Source organism: Variovorax sp. GW821-FHT09D07, from assembly GCF_059416345.1.
In genome coordinates this window covers 1,344,869-1,359,316 of record NZ_JBWKOY010000001.1, presented here as the reverse complement: position 1 = coordinate 1,359,316, position 14,448 = coordinate 1,344,869, and the positions used below count along the sequence as shown (strand labels likewise).

At 68.7% G+C, this 14,448-nt stretch carries 14 protein-coding genes; 11 read left to right on the top strand and 3 right to left on the bottom strand.

The features are described 5' to 3' along the window. Positions 1 to 193: 193 nt before the first annotated feature. Together mog and yjgA are read right to left on the bottom strand one after the other, a co-directional pair. Positions 194 to 787: a molybdopterin adenylyltransferase gene (gene mog, locus AC07OX_RS06200; protein WP_495260259.1), complete on the bottom strand. Its 594-nt coding sequence runs from the start codon at positions 785 to 787 to the stop codon at positions 194 to 196. Next, positions 784 to 1,443, bottom strand: coding sequence for a ribosome biogenesis factor YjgA (yjgA, locus tag AC07OX_RS06195; RefSeq protein ID WP_495260258.1), 660 nt, complete (start codon positions 1,441 to 1,443; stop codon positions 784 to 786). Before yjgA ends, mog begins: the two co-directional genes overlap by 4 nt. A 98-nt stretch (positions 1,444 to 1,541) precedes the next feature. On the opposite strand from yjgA, the gene pmbA reads away from it, so the two are divergent. The 11 genes from pmbA (at position 1,542) to AC07OX_RS06140 (ending at position 13,497) form a co-directional block, all read left to right on the top strand. Further along, complete coding sequence (pmbA, locus tag AC07OX_RS06190; protein WP_495260257.1) at positions 1,542 to 2,912, top strand: metalloprotease PmbA; 1,371 nt, start codon at positions 1,542 to 1,544, stop codon at positions 2,910 to 2,912. A gap of 66 nt (positions 2,913 to 2,978) precedes the next feature. Next, positions 2,979 to 3,923: a helix-turn-helix domain-containing protein gene (locus AC07OX_RS06185; protein WP_070063149.1), complete on the top strand. Its 945-nt coding sequence runs from the start codon at positions 2,979 to 2,981 to the stop codon at positions 3,921 to 3,923. 174 nt (positions 3,924 to 4,097) lie between these two features. Further along, a complete protein-coding gene (locus AC07OX_RS06180) occupies positions 4,098 to 5,369 on the top strand; it encodes an ABC transporter substrate-binding protein (RefSeq protein WP_495260256.1) in 1,272 nt (423 codons plus the stop codon). 2 nt (positions 5,370 to 5,371) lie between these two features. After that, positions 5,372 to 6,241, top strand: a complete 870-nt coding sequence (locus tag AC07OX_RS06175) for a carbohydrate ABC transporter permease (RefSeq protein WP_495260255.1) — start codon at positions 5,372 to 5,374, stop codon at positions 6,239 to 6,241. An 11-nt stretch (positions 6,242 to 6,252) separates the two neighbouring features. Beyond that, complete coding sequence (locus AC07OX_RS06170) at positions 6,253 to 7,065, top strand: carbohydrate ABC transporter permease (RefSeq protein ID WP_206167906.1); 813 nt, start codon at positions 6,253 to 6,255, stop codon at positions 7,063 to 7,065. Between the two features lie 32 nt (positions 7,066 to 7,097). Beyond that, positions 7,098 to 8,204 carry an ABC transporter ATP-binding protein gene (locus tag AC07OX_RS06165; protein WP_495260254.1) on the top strand — a complete coding sequence of 369 codons (1,107 nt, stop codon included), beginning with the start codon at positions 7,098 to 7,100 and terminating at the stop codon, positions 8,202 to 8,204. 43 nt (positions 8,205 to 8,247) lie between these two features. Next, positions 8,248 to 9,297 carry an NAD(P)-dependent alcohol dehydrogenase gene (locus tag AC07OX_RS06160; RefSeq protein ID WP_495260253.1) on the top strand — a complete coding sequence of 350 codons (1,050 nt, stop codon included), beginning with the start codon at positions 8,248 to 8,250 and terminating at the stop codon, positions 9,295 to 9,297. A 108-nt stretch (positions 9,298 to 9,405) separates the two neighbouring features. Continuing rightward, on the top strand, positions 9,406 to 10,233 hold the full coding sequence (locus AC07OX_RS06155) for an SDR family oxidoreductase (protein WP_495260252.1): 828 nt from the start codon (positions 9,406 to 9,408) through the stop codon (positions 10,231 to 10,233). Continuing rightward, on the top strand, positions 10,230 to 11,567 hold the full coding sequence (locus AC07OX_RS06150; RefSeq protein WP_495260251.1) for a flavin-containing monooxygenase: 1,338 nt from the start codon (positions 10,230 to 10,232) through the stop codon (positions 11,565 to 11,567). The genes AC07OX_RS06155 and AC07OX_RS06150 overlap by 4 nt, the downstream gene beginning before the upstream one ends. Positions 11,568 to 11,599: 32 nt before the next feature. After that, a complete protein-coding gene (locus AC07OX_RS06145) occupies positions 11,600 to 12,502 on the top strand; it encodes a bile acid:sodium symporter family protein (protein WP_492684319.1) in 903 nt (300 codons plus the stop codon). Then, positions 12,499 to 13,497, top strand: coding sequence for an SDR family oxidoreductase (locus AC07OX_RS06140; RefSeq protein WP_495260250.1), 999 nt, complete (start codon positions 12,499 to 12,501; stop codon positions 13,495 to 13,497). Before AC07OX_RS06145 ends, AC07OX_RS06140 begins: the two co-directional genes overlap by 4 nt. Here the strand turns inward: AC07OX_RS06140 and AC07OX_RS06135 are convergent. Continuing rightward, positions 13,484 to 14,398 (bottom strand): LysR family transcriptional regulator, encoded by a 915-nt coding sequence (locus tag AC07OX_RS06135; protein WP_495260249.1) that lies wholly within the window; start codon positions 14,396 to 14,398, stop codon positions 13,484 to 13,486. The genes AC07OX_RS06140 and AC07OX_RS06135 overlap by 14 nt on opposite strands. Between the last annotated feature and the right edge of the window lie 50 nt (positions 14,399 to 14,448).

Sequence of the window (14,448 nt, the reverse complement as noted above, 5' to 3'; positions counted from 1 at the left end):
CAAGGCTGAAGCCTTGCAAGCGCGGGCAACGCCGCAGACGACCCCTTTGCCAGCCAACCCGAAGGGAAGGTCTGCCACGGCGGGCCACTCGGCGTTGCGCTCCTTGCGTGTGCGCATGCACACGCGGCGTCACGCGCCTTGATTGGCCCGCCGTGGCAGACCTTCGCGACGCCAGAAATAGGGTGAACAGGCCCTAGCGCGCGGCGCGGATCGCCGACTTGGGCCGGAAGGCCTTGCAGACCGTGTCGTCGGTCTCGAGGTAGGGCCCGCCGATGAGGTCGATGCAGTAGGGCACGGCGGCGAAGATGCCGGGCACGAGCTGCGTGCCGTCGGCGTCCTTCAGCCCTTCGAGCGTCTCGGCGATCGACTTGGGCTGGCCCGGCAGGTTGATGATGAGGCTCTGGTCGCGGATGACGGCCACCTGCCGCGAGAGGATGGCGGTCGGCACGAAGCGCAGGCTGATCTGGCGCATCTGCTCGCCGAAGCCGGGCATTTCCTTGTGGGCCACGGCCAGCGTGGCCTCGGGCGTGACGTCGCGCAGCGCGGGGCCGGTGCCGCCGGTGGTGAGCACCAGCGAACAGCCGGCATCGACCAGCTCGATGAGCGTGGCGCTGATGCGCGCAGTCTCGTCGGGGATCAGGCGGGCTTCGAACGCGAGGGGGTTCTTCAGCGCGCGGCCCAGCCAGTCCTTGAGCGCGGGCAGGCCCTTGTCTTCGTAGGTGCCACTGGAGGCGCGGTCGCTGATGGAGACGATGCCGATGCGCACCGAATCGAAGCCTTCGCTCATGCGTCTTCTTCCCGGTCTTGCGCCGCAGCCGCTTCGGCGTGATCGTCGCCGCCATGCACCGCGAGTTGCGCGCGCACGAGCTGGAAGATCTCGCGGTAGGCCTTGCCCTGGCGCGGTGCTTCGCCGGCGGGGCCGGACTTCAGGTCCTTGCGGGCCTGGCGCACGAGGGCGCGCAGCTGCTGGGAGTCGGTGGCGGGGTGGGTTTCGATCCAGCCGCCGAGGGCGTCGTCGTCGGCGATGAGGCGTTCGCGCCAGCGTTCGGCCTCGTGCAGCGCAGCGGCTTCGGCGGCCGGCACGGTGTTCTGCTCGGTCAGCGCCAGCTTCACGGCCTCGAGCACCTCGGGGTCGAGGGCGCGCATGAGCTTGCCGATGAACTGCATCTGGCGGCGCTTGCCCTCGAAATTGGTGATGCGTTTCGCCTCGGCGATGGCGTCGACCAGTTTCTCGCTCAGCGGGAGGGCGTCGAACAGGCCGGCGCGCAGGGTGAGCAGTTCTTCGCCCAGTTTCTGCAGTTCGGCGCTCTCGCGCTTGAGTTCGGTGCGGCTGGCTTCGTCGGTGCCGCCCTTGAGCTCGCGCTTGAGCTCCAGGTCGAGTTCGCTGCCTTCGGCAACGAAGTGGCCACGGACGAAATAGCCTTTTTTGGGTTTGCGGGACATGGGGTGGATTCTGGGCCGCGCCGTGCGGCGCTGCAACGCGCACAGGGGGCGCGGAAGGGAAAACGTGAAACAGGGGGCGCAAGTATCATAGCCACCACATGACGACATCCTCCTCGCGCGCCGATTCCGGCTTCGCCTACAGCCGCTCCTTCTTCGAAAACCTGGTCGATTCGGCCCTGGCCCACGCCAAAAAGCTCGGGGCCACCGACGCCGGCGCCGAGGCCTCCGAGGGCTGCGGCCTGAGCGTCTCGGTGCGCAAGGGCGAACTCGAGAACGTCGAGCGCAACCGCGACAAGTCGCTGGGCATCACGGTCTACGTGGGCCACCGCCGCGGCAACGCCAGCACCTCCGACTTTTCCGAGGCGGCCATCCAGCAGACCGCCGCGGCCGCCTACGACATCGCCCGCTTCACGGCCGAAGACCCGGTGAGCGGCCTGCCCGACGAGGCAGACATTTCCAAGGACCACCCCGAGCTCGACCTGTTCCACCCCTGGGACGTGACCAGCGAACAGGCCGCGGCCATGGCGCTGGAATGCGAGGCGGCGGCGCTGTCGACCGACAAGCGCATCACCAACAGCGAAGGCGCCGGCGTCTCGGCGCAGCAGAGCCACTTCTTCAGCGCCCACACGCACGGCTTCCGCGGCGGCTACGCCAGCTCGCGGCACTCGATCTCGGTGGCGCCCATCGCCGGCAAGGGCGACGGCATGCAGCGCGACGCCTGGTACAGCTCGATGCGCTCGGCCGACGAACTCGCCAGCCCGCAGGCCGTGGGCCGCTATGCCGCCGAGCGCGCGCTCAGTCGCCTCAAGTCGCGCAAGATCAAGACCACCGAATGCCCGGTGCTGTTCGAGTCGCCGCTGGCCGTGGGCCTGCTGGGCGGGCTGGTGCAGGCCGTGAGCGGCGGGGCGCTGTACCGCAAGAGCACCTTCCTGCTCGACTCGCTGGGCAAGCCCGTGCTGCCCAAGCACGTCGACATTGCCGAAGACCCGCACGTGCTGCGCGGCAAGGGCAGCTCGCCCTTCGACGACGAAGGCGTGATCACCCGCGCCCGCAAGGTGGTCGATGCCGGCCGCCTCGAAGGCTACTTTCTCTCGACCTACTCGGCGCGCAAGCTGGGCATGAAGACCACCGGCAACGCCGGCGGCTCGCACAACCTGACGCTGAGCTCGCGCCTCACGAAGCACGGCGACGACCTCGACGCCATGCTCGCCAAGCTCGGCACCGGCCTGTTCGTGATCGAGCTGATGGGGCAGGGCGTCAACTACGTGACAGGCGACTATTCGCGCGGCGCCAGCGGTTTCTGGGTGGAAAACGGCCGCATCGCCTATCCGGTGCAGGAAATCACGATTGCCGGCAATTTGCGTCAGATGTTGATGGGAATTGAAGCGATTGGCGCAGATGCTTACACTTTCGGCGCAAAAACCACGGGGTCGATCCTGGTCAACCGCATGAAGGTGGCGGGCGCCTGACAGGCCCTGCCGCTCGCAACGGCGCTGGCTCGACGACCCCTCCATTCAAGGACAGGGGGACAGGACATGAGCAAACACAGCGCCGTACGCAAGCCGGCCCTCGAACACGAACTCTTGCGTGACCCGCGCCTGGGCTTCGAGCCGGCGGGCAGCAGTTCGGTGCGCTGCCTGCAGCACGGCGTGCCCTGGCCCTTCGACTGCTGGCACTACCACGACGAGTACGAGCTGCAGTGCATCAACCGCACCAGCGGTGACGCCTTCGTCGGCAATCACATCGGCCGCTTCGAGCCCGGCTATGTCGCCCTGGTGGGTGCGCGGCTGCCCCACACCTGGATCTCGCACGACGTGCCGCCCGAGGGCGTGGCCGACCGCAGCATGGTGATCCATTTCCGCGACGCCCCCCTGCGCCAGGGCGTCGACCTGTTCCCCGAGCTGGAGACGGTGCTGCCGATGCTCGACCGTGCCAAGCTGGGCATCGAGTTCTTCGGCATCGGCGACCTCGTGCGCGAGCGCTTCGGGCGCGTGCAGAAGCAAAAGGGCATGGCGCGGCTGTCGGAGTTCATCGGCCTGCTGCACGAGCTCGCGAGCTGGAGCGACTGGCGCCAGATCTCGAGCAACGCCGACCCGAGCGACGAGGACCCCACGGCCAACACCCGCATGCGCCGCGTGCTCGACTACCTGCATGCCCATCTGGCCGAAGAGCTCTCGCTGCCCACCGTGTGCGGCGTCGCCAACATGGCCGAGAGCAGCTTCTCGCGCTACTTCCACAAGCACATGGGCAGCACTTTCACCGACTTCGTCACGCGGCTGCGCATCACCAAGGCCTGCGAGATGCTGCAGGTGTCCGACCGGCTGGTGAGCGACATCTGCTACGAGGTCGGCTTCTCGAACCTCGCGAACTTCAACCGCCGCTTCCTGCAGCTCAAGGGCATGACGCCCTCGGCCTACCGGCAGCAGGCGCAGGAGCGTTTCGGCCTGCGCAGCGCGCAGCACACGCCACTCGCTGCCTGATGGGCGACTGATACGCACTTGCCTCTTGGGCTAAACCCCGAGACGGCTTGGCAGCAAAGTATCAGGTGTCCGGTGGGCATGTAGGAGGCCCTTCGGATCGGCCTCCTAACCTTCGTCTCGTTGCATTTGCCGGCATTTCGCCGGCAATTTGCACGAACAACGAAGGAGACAAGCATGCCGATTCCGCATTCCCACCGTCTGGCCGGCCTCGCGCTCGCGCTGGCCACGCTGGCGCCCGCCGCGCTGGCGCAGGTCTGCAAGGAGGACGTGCGCGTCCTGTCGCAGCCGCGCGAAGGCCTGACGCTGCTCGAGAAATCCAAGGACGAGTTCAAGCGCCTGAGCGGCGCCTCGTTCAGCATCGACAACCTCAACGAGAACGACCGCCGCGCCAAGTCGCGCGCCGATGCGTCCACGGTCGGCAAGTACCACGTGTACTACGTCGACGAGGCCAACGTCGCGCAGTTCGTCCAGTCGAAGTGGATCGTGCCGCTCACGCCGTATTACCCGGCCAGCTACGACTACGCCGACTTCGACGCCGGCCGCCAGAAGGTCGCGACCTTTGCCGGCCAGGCCTGGTTCGCGCCCCTCACCGGCGGCGGCGACCTCATGGTCTACCGCAAGGACCTGCTCGAGAAGGCGGGCATCAAGCCGCCGGCCACGCTCGACGAGTTCGTGGCGGCCGTGAAGAAGCTCAACGACCCGGCCAACGGCGTCTACGGCGTGGCACTGCGTGGCCAGCGCGGCTCGGGCGCCAACGTGTGGCGCTGGATGCCGTTCTTCCGCGGCTACGGCGGCCAGTGGTTCGACGGCGACAAGCCGGTCTTCAACTCGCCCGCCGCCGTGAAGGCAACCCAGACCTACCTCGATCTCTTCAAGTACTCCGCGCCCGGCACCAAGACGGGCGGATGGGACGAATCCACCGGCGCCTTCCTGGCCGGCAAGGTCGCGATCCTGGTCGAATCGACGCCGCTGGCGGGCAACGCGCTCGACCCGAAGATGTCGACCGTGGTCGGCAAGATCGCCTACGCCGTGCCGCCCGCGCCGCTCACCGGCGGCGGCTACGGCCATGGCCTGGCCATCGGCGCGCGCGCCAACAAGACCGAAGAGGCCAAGAAGTGCGCGGGCCTGTTCATCGCCTGGGCCACGTCCAAGGAGAACGAACAGCGCCGCCTGGCGCAAGGCCAGTTCGGCGAGCTCAACCGCACCAGCGTGCTCGGCAGTCCCGAGTTCGCCAAGCGCTATGGCGCCGACCTGGGCAAGGCGTTGGCCGACACCGGCAAGGTCACGGCCGTGAACTTCTGGCAAGACCCGGCCTGGCCTGACCTGGGCGACCGCTGGGGGATCATTCTGGAAGAGCTGATCACCGGCTCGCGCACCGACATCCAGGGCGGGCTCGACGAACTCGACGCCTACGCCAAGCAACTGATCGCGCGTCGCAAGAAGTGAGCATGCGTTCCCACAAAACACGGCTGCCGGCCGTGTTCATCGGGCCGGGGCTGCTCGTGCTGGCGGTCCTGGCGCTGGTGCCGACCGTGTTCGCCATCGCCATCTCGCTGCAGGACCGCGAGCTGGGCCAGGCCGACACCGGCTGGGTCTGGTTCAGCAACTACGTGCAGCTGTTCTCCGACCGGCGCTTCCTGAACTCGGTGCGCGTGTCGCTGGTGTGGGAGGTGCTGACCGTCAGCGCCACCATGGCCCTGGCCGTGCTCATGGGCACGCTGATGCACCGCTGCGCCACGCCGCGCTGGCGCCAGGTGCTGTCGATGCTGTTCATCGTGCCGGTGCTGCTGCCGCGCGTGTCGGCCGCCTTCGTCTGGAAGTTCGCCTTCCATCCGCTGTTCGGCCTCATCACGTGGCCGTACAAGGCGATCACCGGCAAGCCGCTGGACCTGTTCGCCGACCCGGTGCTGGCGCTGCTCACGGTGGCCTTCGTCGACGTGTGGCAGTGGGGGCTGTTCTTCGGGGTCATCGTGCTGAAGCTGCTCGAGACCCTGCCGCCGCAGCCCTTCGAGGCCGCACGGCTGGACCACGCGAAGGCCTGGGAGGTGTATGCCTACGTGGCGCTGCCGATGCTGAAGGCGCCGCTCATCAGCCTGGCCTTCGTGAAGATGGTGGAGTCGCTGCGCGCCTTCGACCTCATCTACGTGATGACGCGCGGCGGCCCCGGCATCTCGACCGAGACGCTCGACATGTACGCCTTTTCGCAGGGCTTCATCGAGTCGGGCCGCATCTCGTACGCGTCGAGCATGGCGGTGCTGATGATGGTCGCCTCCACGGTCGCGTTCACCTACATCTGGAAATGGACCAGGCCATCATGAAGAAGCTTGCCATCGGAACGCTGCTGGCGCGGCTGGCGCTCATCGCGGCCGGGCTCTCGGCGCTCGTGCCCGTGCTGTGGACCTTTCTCAATTCGTTCAAGAACCGGGTCGACATCGTCTCGGCCGTGCCGAAGTTCTTCTTCACGCCCACGCTCGACAACTACCTGTACGTGCTGAACCGCGAGGCCGTGGCCGCGGGGCTGGTCAACTCGATCGTGGTGGCGGGCGCGGCGGTGATCATCGGCGCGGTGCTGGGCCTGCCGGCCGCCTATGCGCTGGCGCGCTACCCGCTGCGCTGGGGCAACGACATCCAGTTCTTCGTGCTGTCGATGCGCTTTTTGCCGCCGGTGGCGGTGGCCATTCCGCTCATGGTGATCTGGCTGCAACTGGAGCTGTACGACTCGCGCGTGGCGCTCATCGCCACCTACACGCTGCTCACGCTCTCGACCGTGATCTGGCTCGCCATCCCGGCCTTCAAGGCGGTGCCGAAGGAAGTGGAAGAAGCGGGGCGCGTCGACGGCTACGGGCCCTACGCGATCTTCTTTCGCATCGCGCTGCCGATCGCCGCGCGCTCGCTGGTGGGCGCCATCGCCTTCGGCTTCGTGCTGGTGTGGAACGAGTTCCTCATCGCGCTGATGCTCACCACCTCCGAGGCCAAGACGCTGCCCATCGTGGCGTCGGAACTCAGTCAGCTCGGGCGCGACGTGCCGTGGGGCATCTTGAATGCCTCGGTCATTTTGCTGTCGCTGCCGCCGCTGCTCATGGTGGGCGTGCTCAGCGGTTTTCTCAATGCCGCGTTCAAGCGCAAGCGGGAGGCTGAATGAACCGCGCCGCTTCCCTTTCTCCAGAACCCAAAATGTCTGCCATCCGCTGTCACCACCTCATCAAGCACTACGGGGAAACGCAGGTCGTCCACGCCTTCGATCTCGACGTGGCCGACAACGAGTTCGTCGTGTTCCTCGGCCCCTCGGGCTGCGGCAAGTCGACCATCCTGCGCATGCTCGCGGGCCTGGAAGACATCAGCGGCGGCGACCTGCACATCGGTGGCCAGCGCGTGAACGACCTGCCGCCGCAGGAGCGCGGCATCGCGATGGTGTTCCAGAACTACGCGCTGTACCCGCACATGACGGTGCGCGACAACATCGCGTTCGGGCTCAAGCGCCTGAAAGTGCCCAAGGCCGAGATCGACAGCCGCATCAAGGAGGTGTCGGACACGCTGGGCCTGGAGCGCTACCTGCAGCGCAAGCCCACCGAGCTGTCGGGCGGCCAGCAGCAGCGCGTGGCGATTGCGCGGGCCATGATCAAGACGCCGAAGGTGTTCCTGTTCGACGAGCCGCTGTCGAACCTCGACGCCAAGCTGCGCAACCACATGCGCATCGAGATCGCGAAGCTGCACCAGACGCTGAAGACCACCACCGTGTACGTCACGCACGACCAGCACGAGGCCATGACGTTGGCCGACCGCATCGTGCTGCTGCGCGACGGGCGCATCGAGCAGGTCGGCACGCCGCAGGAAATCTTCGAGCGCCCGCGCTCGGCCTTCGTGGCCGGCTTCATCGGCACGCCGCCGATGAACCTGATGGAGATGGCGGTGCACCACATGGACGGCGGGCAGTGCGAGCTGCGTGGCGGCGGCGGCTCGGTGCGCGTGGATGCGCGCCGCTTCGCGCTCGAAGGCCGCGAGCGCGTGACGCTGGGCGTGCGCCCGGCGCACCTGCACCTCGACACCGCCGGGGCGAACGGCGAAGGCTTTGCCGGCGAGGTCCAGCTCATCGAATACCTCGGCAACGAAGTTCTGGTGAGCGTCGGGCAGGGCGGCGAAGAGATCGCCGTGCTCCTGCCGTCCGCCGCGGGCCCCCGGCTCGGCGAGCCGCTGCGCTTCGTGGCCGATGCGCAGCAGGTGCACCTGTTCGATGTCGCGACGGGCGCTTCGCTGCTGCGTCCGGACGCCGCGCTGCACTGACGCCGAGTGTGTGGCCCCGTTTCAACCCTCTGAGAAAGATGCAATGAAAGCACTGATTCTGGAAAAGGCGCACGAGATCACGCTGCGCGATGTCGAGTTGCCCCTGCACGTCGGCCCGCGCGACGTGAAGATCCGCATGCACACCGTGGGCGTGTGCGGCAGCGATGTTCATTACTACCAGCACGGCGGCATCGGCCCGTACGTCGTCGACGCGCCCATGATCCTCGGTCATGAGGCTTCGGGTGTGGTGGCCGAGGTGGGCGCCGAGGTCACGCACCTGAAGCCCGGCGACCGCGTCTGCATGGAGCCCGGCATTCCCGACATGGACTCGCGCGCCGTGCGCGAAGGCTTCTACAACCTCGACCCGGCTGTGCGCTTCTGGGCCACGCCGCCGATCCACGGCTGCCTCACGCCCTACGTGGTGCACCCGGCGGCCTTCACCTTCCGCCTGCCCGACAACGTGAGCTTCGGTGAAGGCGCCATCGTCGAGCCGCTGGCCATCGGCCTGCAGGCCGCGAAGAAGGCGGCGCTGAAGCCGGGCGACGTGGCGGTGGTCATCGGCGCCGGCACCATCGGCGCGATGACGGCGCTGGCCGCGCTCGCGGGCGGCGCGGCGCGCGTGATCCTGGCCGACCTCGTGCCCGAGAAGCTGGCGCTGTTCGCCCACAACCCGGCGGTGACGACGGTCGACGTGCGCAGCACCAGCCTTGCCGACACCGTGCAGGCCCTCACCGACGGCTGGGGCGCGAACGTGGTCTTCGAAGCCAGCGGCAGCGCGCGCGCCTTCGACAACGTGTTCGACCTGCTGTGCCCCGGCGGCTGCCTCGTGCTGGTGGGCATACCCGCCGCGAAGGTGGCTTTCGACATCGTCGCGATCCAGGCGAAGGAGGCGCGCATCGAGTCGGTGTTCCGCTACGCCAACATCTTCCCGCGCGCGCTGGCGCTCATCGCGTCGGGGCAGGTCGACGTGAAGCCCTTCATCTCACGCACCTTCGCGTTCGAGGACGGCATCACCGCGTTCGAAGAAGCTGCGGCCGGGCGCGTCACGGATGTGAAGATCCAGATCCAATTTCCCGCCGCCGAAGCCGCCTGAACGCCCCGCAAGGGCGCGGGGCAAGGGGAAACGCTGGGGAGTGCGCTGGCAGGGCGCGGCTACAGTGGCTGCGTTTTGCCACTCGCAGCCTTGCGCGCTTGCCTGCCCATGCTCTTGCCGTTTCGCAATGTCGTTCTCACCGGTGCCTGCGGCGGCCTGGGGCAGGCGCTGGCGCGTGCGCTGATCGACGGCGGTGCGCGCGTGGCGCTGGTGGGGCTCGACACCGAACGCCTTGCGGCGCTCGCTGCCCAAGGTGAAGGGCGCTGCAAGGCCTACACGCCCGACGTGTCCGACAGCCCCGCCATGCAGGCGATGGCGGCTGACTGGATGCAGCGCTTCGGCCCGCCCGATCTCGTGATCGCCAACGCGGGCGTGGCCGGCGGCTACGACACCGCCGAGGCCGACGACCTGGCCGTGTTCCGCCGCATGCTCGAGATCAACCTGCTCGGCGCGGCCACCACCTTCCAGCCTTTCGTGCAACCGATGCGCGCGCAGGGGCATGGCGCGCTCGTCGGCGTGGCCAGCATCGCGGGCTGGCGCGGCATGCCGGGCAACGGGGCCTATTGCGCGAGCAAGGGCGGGCTGATCCGCTATCTCGAAAGCCTGCGCGCCGAACTGCGCGGCACGGGGCTCACGGTGCACACGGTGAGCCCGGGCTACATCCGGACCGCGCTCACGGCCGGCAATCGCTTCGCGATGCCGGGGCTGCTCGAGGCTGACGCGGCGGCGCGCCAGCTGCTGGCGGGGCTGGCGGCCCGGCGCGAAAAGATCGTGCTGCCGCGGCGCATCGGCTGGCTGTCGAAAGCACTGGGCCTGTTGCCCGCGCCGCTGCATGACCGCCTGCTGCGCGGCCAGCCGCGCAAGCCGCGCGTGGGCGAGGCGGGCGCCACCGCCATTCCCGGTCTGAATTCCCAGAAAGAACCTCCCCGCCGATGACGTCTTCCGCTGCCGCCGCCACCGTTCCCACGCACGAACAGATCGCCCTCATCGGCGCCGGGCCCTCGGGCCTGGCGGGCGCCCGCAATCTGCAGAAGCTCGGCGTTCCGTTCCAGGGCTTCGAGGCGCACAGCGACGTGGGCGGCCTCTGGGACATCGACAACCCGCGCTCCACGGTCTACCACTCGGCCCACCTGATCTCGAGCAAGCGCACGACCGAGTTCGCCGAGTTCCCGATGGCCGACACCGTGGCCGACTACCCGAGCCACCGCGAGCTGCGCCGCTACTTCAGTGACTTTGCCGACCGCTTCGGCTTGCGCGCGCACTTTCGCTTCGGCACGCGCGTGCTGCGCGTGGAGCCGGTGAGCGACGCGCCTGACACCCGCTGGCGCGTGAGCGTCGAGGCGCCCGATGGCACCGTGGAAACCGACGAGTACAAGGGCGTGGTGATCGCCAACGGCACGCTCTCCGAGCCCAAGCACCCGCAGTTCGAAGGCCACTTCGACGGCGAGCTGCTGCACACCAGCCGCTACAAGTACGCGGAGCTGTTCAAGGACAAGCGCGTGCTGATCGTCGGCGCCGGCAACTCGGGCTGCGACATCGCGGTCGATGCCGTGCACTACGCGCAAAGCGTCGACATCTCGGTGCGGCGCGGCTACTACTTCGTGCCCAAGTACGTGTTCGGCAAGCCGGCCGACACGCTGGGCGGCAAGCGCCCGCTGCCGCCGTGGCTCAAGCAGAAGGTCGATGCCACCGTGCTGCAGTGGTTCACCGGCGACCCGGTGCGCTTCGGCTTTCCCAAGCCCGACTACAAGATGTACGAGTCGCACCCGGTGGTGAACTCGCTGGTGCTGCACCACGTGGGCCACGGCGACATCGGCGTGCGCGCCGACATCGCGCGGCTCGCCGGGCGCACCGTGCATTTCAAGGACGGCAGCGCGCGCGACTACGACCTGATCCTCACGGCCACGGGCTATGCGCTGCACTATCCGTTCATCGACCGCGAGCTGCTCAACTGGCAGGGCATGGCACCGCGCCTGTACCTGAACATCTTCTCGCCGCGCTTCGAGACGCTGGGCGTGCTCGGCATGATCGAGGCCAGCGGCATCGGCTGGCAGGGACGCTACGAGCAGGCCGAACTGCTGGCGCGCTACTTCCGTGCGCAGGCCGCGGGCTCGCCCAAGGCGGCGGCGCTGCGCACGGCGGTGCAAGGGCCGCCGCCCGACCTGTCGGGTGGCTTCAAGTACCTGCAGCTGGAGCGCATGGCCTACTACGTGCACAAGGACACCTACCGCGCGGCCGTGCGCCAGGCCGCTGCCGCACTGGCTGACTGACCGACCGATCCCTTCTTCACGAGGTTCCGCGCATGCTGCCTGTCGACGAGATCCGCCTGCACTTCAACCCGGCCTCGCTGGTGCTGCTCAATGTGGTGCTGGGCTTCCTGATGTTCGGCATTGCGCTGGACACGCGCATCGACGACTTCAAGCGCGTGGCACGCATGCCCGGCGCGATGGCGGTGGGCATCGGCGCACAGTTCGTGGTGCTGCCGGCCGTGACCTTCGTGCTCACGCTGATCCTGCAGCCAGGGCCGAGCATCGCGCTGGGCATGATCCTCGTGGCCTGCTGCCCGCCGGGCAACATCTCGCAGATCCTCACGCACCGCGCGGGCGGCAACGTGGCGCTGTCGGTGTCGATGACGGCCATCTCGAACGCGCTCTCCATCGTGGTGATGCCGCTGAACTTCGCGTTCTGGGGCGGCCTGCACCCCACGGCCTCGGTGCTGCTCAAGACCATCGCGCTCGACCCCTTCGACATGCTGGGCCACATCGTGATGATCATCGGCATTCCCTTCGTGCTCGGCGTGGCTTGCGCGCACAAGCTGCCGGGGCTCACGGCGCGCATCAAGAAGCCGGCGCGCATCCTGAGCTTCCTGGCGCTGATCGCCTTCATCGTCGGCGCCATCGCGGGCAACTGGCGTTACTTCCTCGACTACGTGGGGCTGGTGCTGATGGCCGTGGTGATCCACGACGCGCTGGCCTTCGGCACCGGCTACCTGTGCGCGCGGCTCTCGGGGCTGGGCGACTACGACCGGCGCGCGGTGTCCATCGAAGTGGGCATCCGCAACGCGGGGCTCGGGCTGGTGCTGATCTTCAGCTTCTTCGGCGGGCTCGGCGGCATGGCCGTGGTGGCCGGCGTGTGGGGCTTCTGGGACATCATCGCGGGCCTGGCGCTGGCGAGCTGGTGGGGGCGCAAGCCTGCGACGCCATGAGTGAGGTCTGGAAGGCGTCCGCGCGGCGCGTGCTGGTGACGGGCGGTGACGGATTCCTGGGGCGCAGCGTGCTCGCGGCATTGACCGCACAGGGCACCTTCGAAACGCTGGTGGCGCTCGACGTGCGCGAGGTGCCCGCCGAGCGGCGGCTGCCCGGCGTGGTCTACCTGCAGCAGGACGTGCGCGACGACGGCATCGCCGACGTGCTCGCCGAACACGCGATCGACACCGTGGTGCACCTCGCGTCCATCGTCACGCCCGGCAAGGACTCGAACCGCGCCTTCGAGCATTCGGTGGACGTGGGCGGCACGCGCAACGTGCTCGACGCCTGCGTGGCGCGCGGCGTGGGGCACATCGTGGTGTCGTCCAGTGGGGCGGCCTACGGCTACCACGCGGACAACCCGGCCTGGATCGCCGAGTCGCAGCCACTGCGCGGCAACCCGGTGTTCGCCTATGCCGACCACAAGCGGCAGGTGGAAGAGATGCTGGCCGACTGCCGTGCGCGGCATCCCGCGCTGGCGCAGACCGTGCTGCGCATCGGCACCATCCTCGGCGAGCGCGTCGACAACCAGATCACGGCGCTGTTCGAGAAGAAGCGGCTGATCGCCATCCGCGGCAGCGACAGCCCCTTCGTGTTCGTGTGGGACGAGGACGTGACCGGCGCCATCGCCCACGCGCTCGGCGGCGCGCCGCCCGGCTGCTACAACCTCGCGGGCGACGGTGCGCTCACCATCCACGAGATCGCCGCACGCCTGGGCAAGCGTGCCATCGCCTGGCCGGCCGGGGTGCTGCAGGCGGCGCTGGCCGCGGGCTCGGCCTTGGGCGTGAGCCGCTACGGGCCCGAGCAGCTCGACTTCCTGCGCTACCGGCCGGTGCTGCTGAACACCGCGCTGAAGACCCAGTTCGGCTACGTGCCGCGCAAGACCAGCCGCGAAGCCTTCGAGGCCTTCATCGCGGCGCGTGCGCGGCAGGGGCGGCCGGTCACTTGCGCGTAGCGTCCGCAGCCGGCGGTGGTGGCGCGATCAGGTAGTCGAGCATGCGCCGCGCATTGAGCGGCAGGTCTTGCGACGAGCGCACGCAGGCCATGAGCGTGCGCTCGGCCCACGGGTCGGCCAGCGAGGCGCGCGCGATCTTCATCGAGCGAGCGCAGCGCTCGGCCGCGGTCTGCGGCACGATGCCCACGCCGATGCCGTACTCGACCATGCGGCACACGGCCTCGAAGTTGCGCACGCGCACGCGGTAGGCCAGGTGCCTGGCGAGCGCGCGCGCATGCCCGGTGATCAGCTGCTGCAGCGCGCTGTCGGCGGGCAGGCCGACGAACTCGCTGTCGACCACCTCGGCCAGGTGCACGCGGCGCCGGCTGGCCAGCGCGTGGCCGCGCGGCATCACCAGCACGAGGTCGTCGCGGCGGAAGGGGTGGCATTCGAGGCCGTCGCTCTCGATGGCGTCGGAGACGATGCCGATGTCGCACAGGCCGCTGCGCAGGGCCTCCACGGTGTCGGGGCTGGCGCGCTCCTCGAGGTCGACCGAGATGCGCGGATGCTCGGCCAGGAAGCGGCTCAGCACCTCGGGCAGGTGCTCGGTGAGCGCCGAGGTGCCGCACATGAAGCGCACGTGGCCCTTGAGGCCCTGGCCGTACTCGCCGAGTTCGCCGCGCAGCCGCTCCATCTGCTGCAGCACGACGCGCGCATGGTGCAGCAGCGTGCGCCCGGCCTCGGTGGGGCGCACGCCCTGCGCGTGGCGCGTGAGCAGTGGGGTGCCGAGCGCGTCTTCCATGCCGCGCACGCGCTGGCTGGCCGAGGCCAGTGTCATGTGCGAGCGGCCGGCGCCGGCCGTGAGGCTGCCGGCTTCGACGACGTGGAGAAAGAGCCGCAGGTCGGTCAGGTCGAATCGCATGATGGGCCGCAAGGTAGCACGCCAGCCTCAGCCTGTGCCTGAGGCTGGCT

Bases quoted from the DNA above. Each gene is read 5' to 3' on its own strand.
- mog (WP_495260259.1), bottom strand. From the start codon at position 787: ATGAGCGAAGGCTTCGATTCGGTGCGCATCGGCATCGTCTCCATCAGC.
- yjgA (WP_495260258.1), bottom strand. From the start codon at position 1,443: ATGTCCCGCAAACCCAAAAAAGGCTATTTCGTCCGTGGCCACTTCGTT.
- pmbA (WP_495260257.1), top strand. From the start codon at position 1,542: ATGACGACATCCTCCTCGCGCGCCGATTCCGGCTTCGCCTACAGCCGC.
- AC07OX_RS06185 (WP_070063149.1), top strand. From the start codon at position 2,979: ATGAGCAAACACAGCGCCGTACGCAAGCCGGCCCTCGAACACGAACTC.
- AC07OX_RS06180 (WP_495260256.1), top strand. From the start codon at position 4,098: ATGCCGATTCCGCATTCCCACCGTCTGGCCGGCCTCGCGCTCGCGCTG.
- AC07OX_RS06175 (WP_495260255.1), top strand. From the start codon at position 5,372: ATGCGTTCCCACAAAACACGGCTGCCGGCCGTGTTCATCGGGCCGGGG.
- AC07OX_RS06165 (WP_495260254.1), top strand. From the start codon at position 7,098: ATGTCTGCCATCCGCTGTCACCACCTCATCAAGCACTACGGGGAAACG.
- AC07OX_RS06160 (WP_495260253.1), top strand. From the start codon at position 8,248: ATGAAAGCACTGATTCTGGAAAAGGCGCACGAGATCACGCTGCGCGAT.
- AC07OX_RS06155 (WP_495260252.1), top strand. From the start codon at position 9,406: ATGCTCTTGCCGTTTCGCAATGTCGTTCTCACCGGTGCCTGCGGCGGC.
- AC07OX_RS06150 (WP_495260251.1), top strand. From the start codon at position 10,230: ATGACGTCTTCCGCTGCCGCCGCCACCGTTCCCACGCACGAACAGATC.
- AC07OX_RS06145 (WP_492684319.1), top strand. From the start codon at position 11,600: ATGCTGCCTGTCGACGAGATCCGCCTGCACTTCAACCCGGCCTCGCTG.
- AC07OX_RS06140 (WP_495260250.1), top strand. From the start codon at position 12,499: ATGAGTGAGGTCTGGAAGGCGTCCGCGCGGCGCGTGCTGGTGACGGGC.
- AC07OX_RS06135 (WP_495260249.1), bottom strand. From the start codon at position 14,398: ATGCGATTCGACCTGACCGACCTGCGGCTCTTTCTCCACGTCGTCGAA.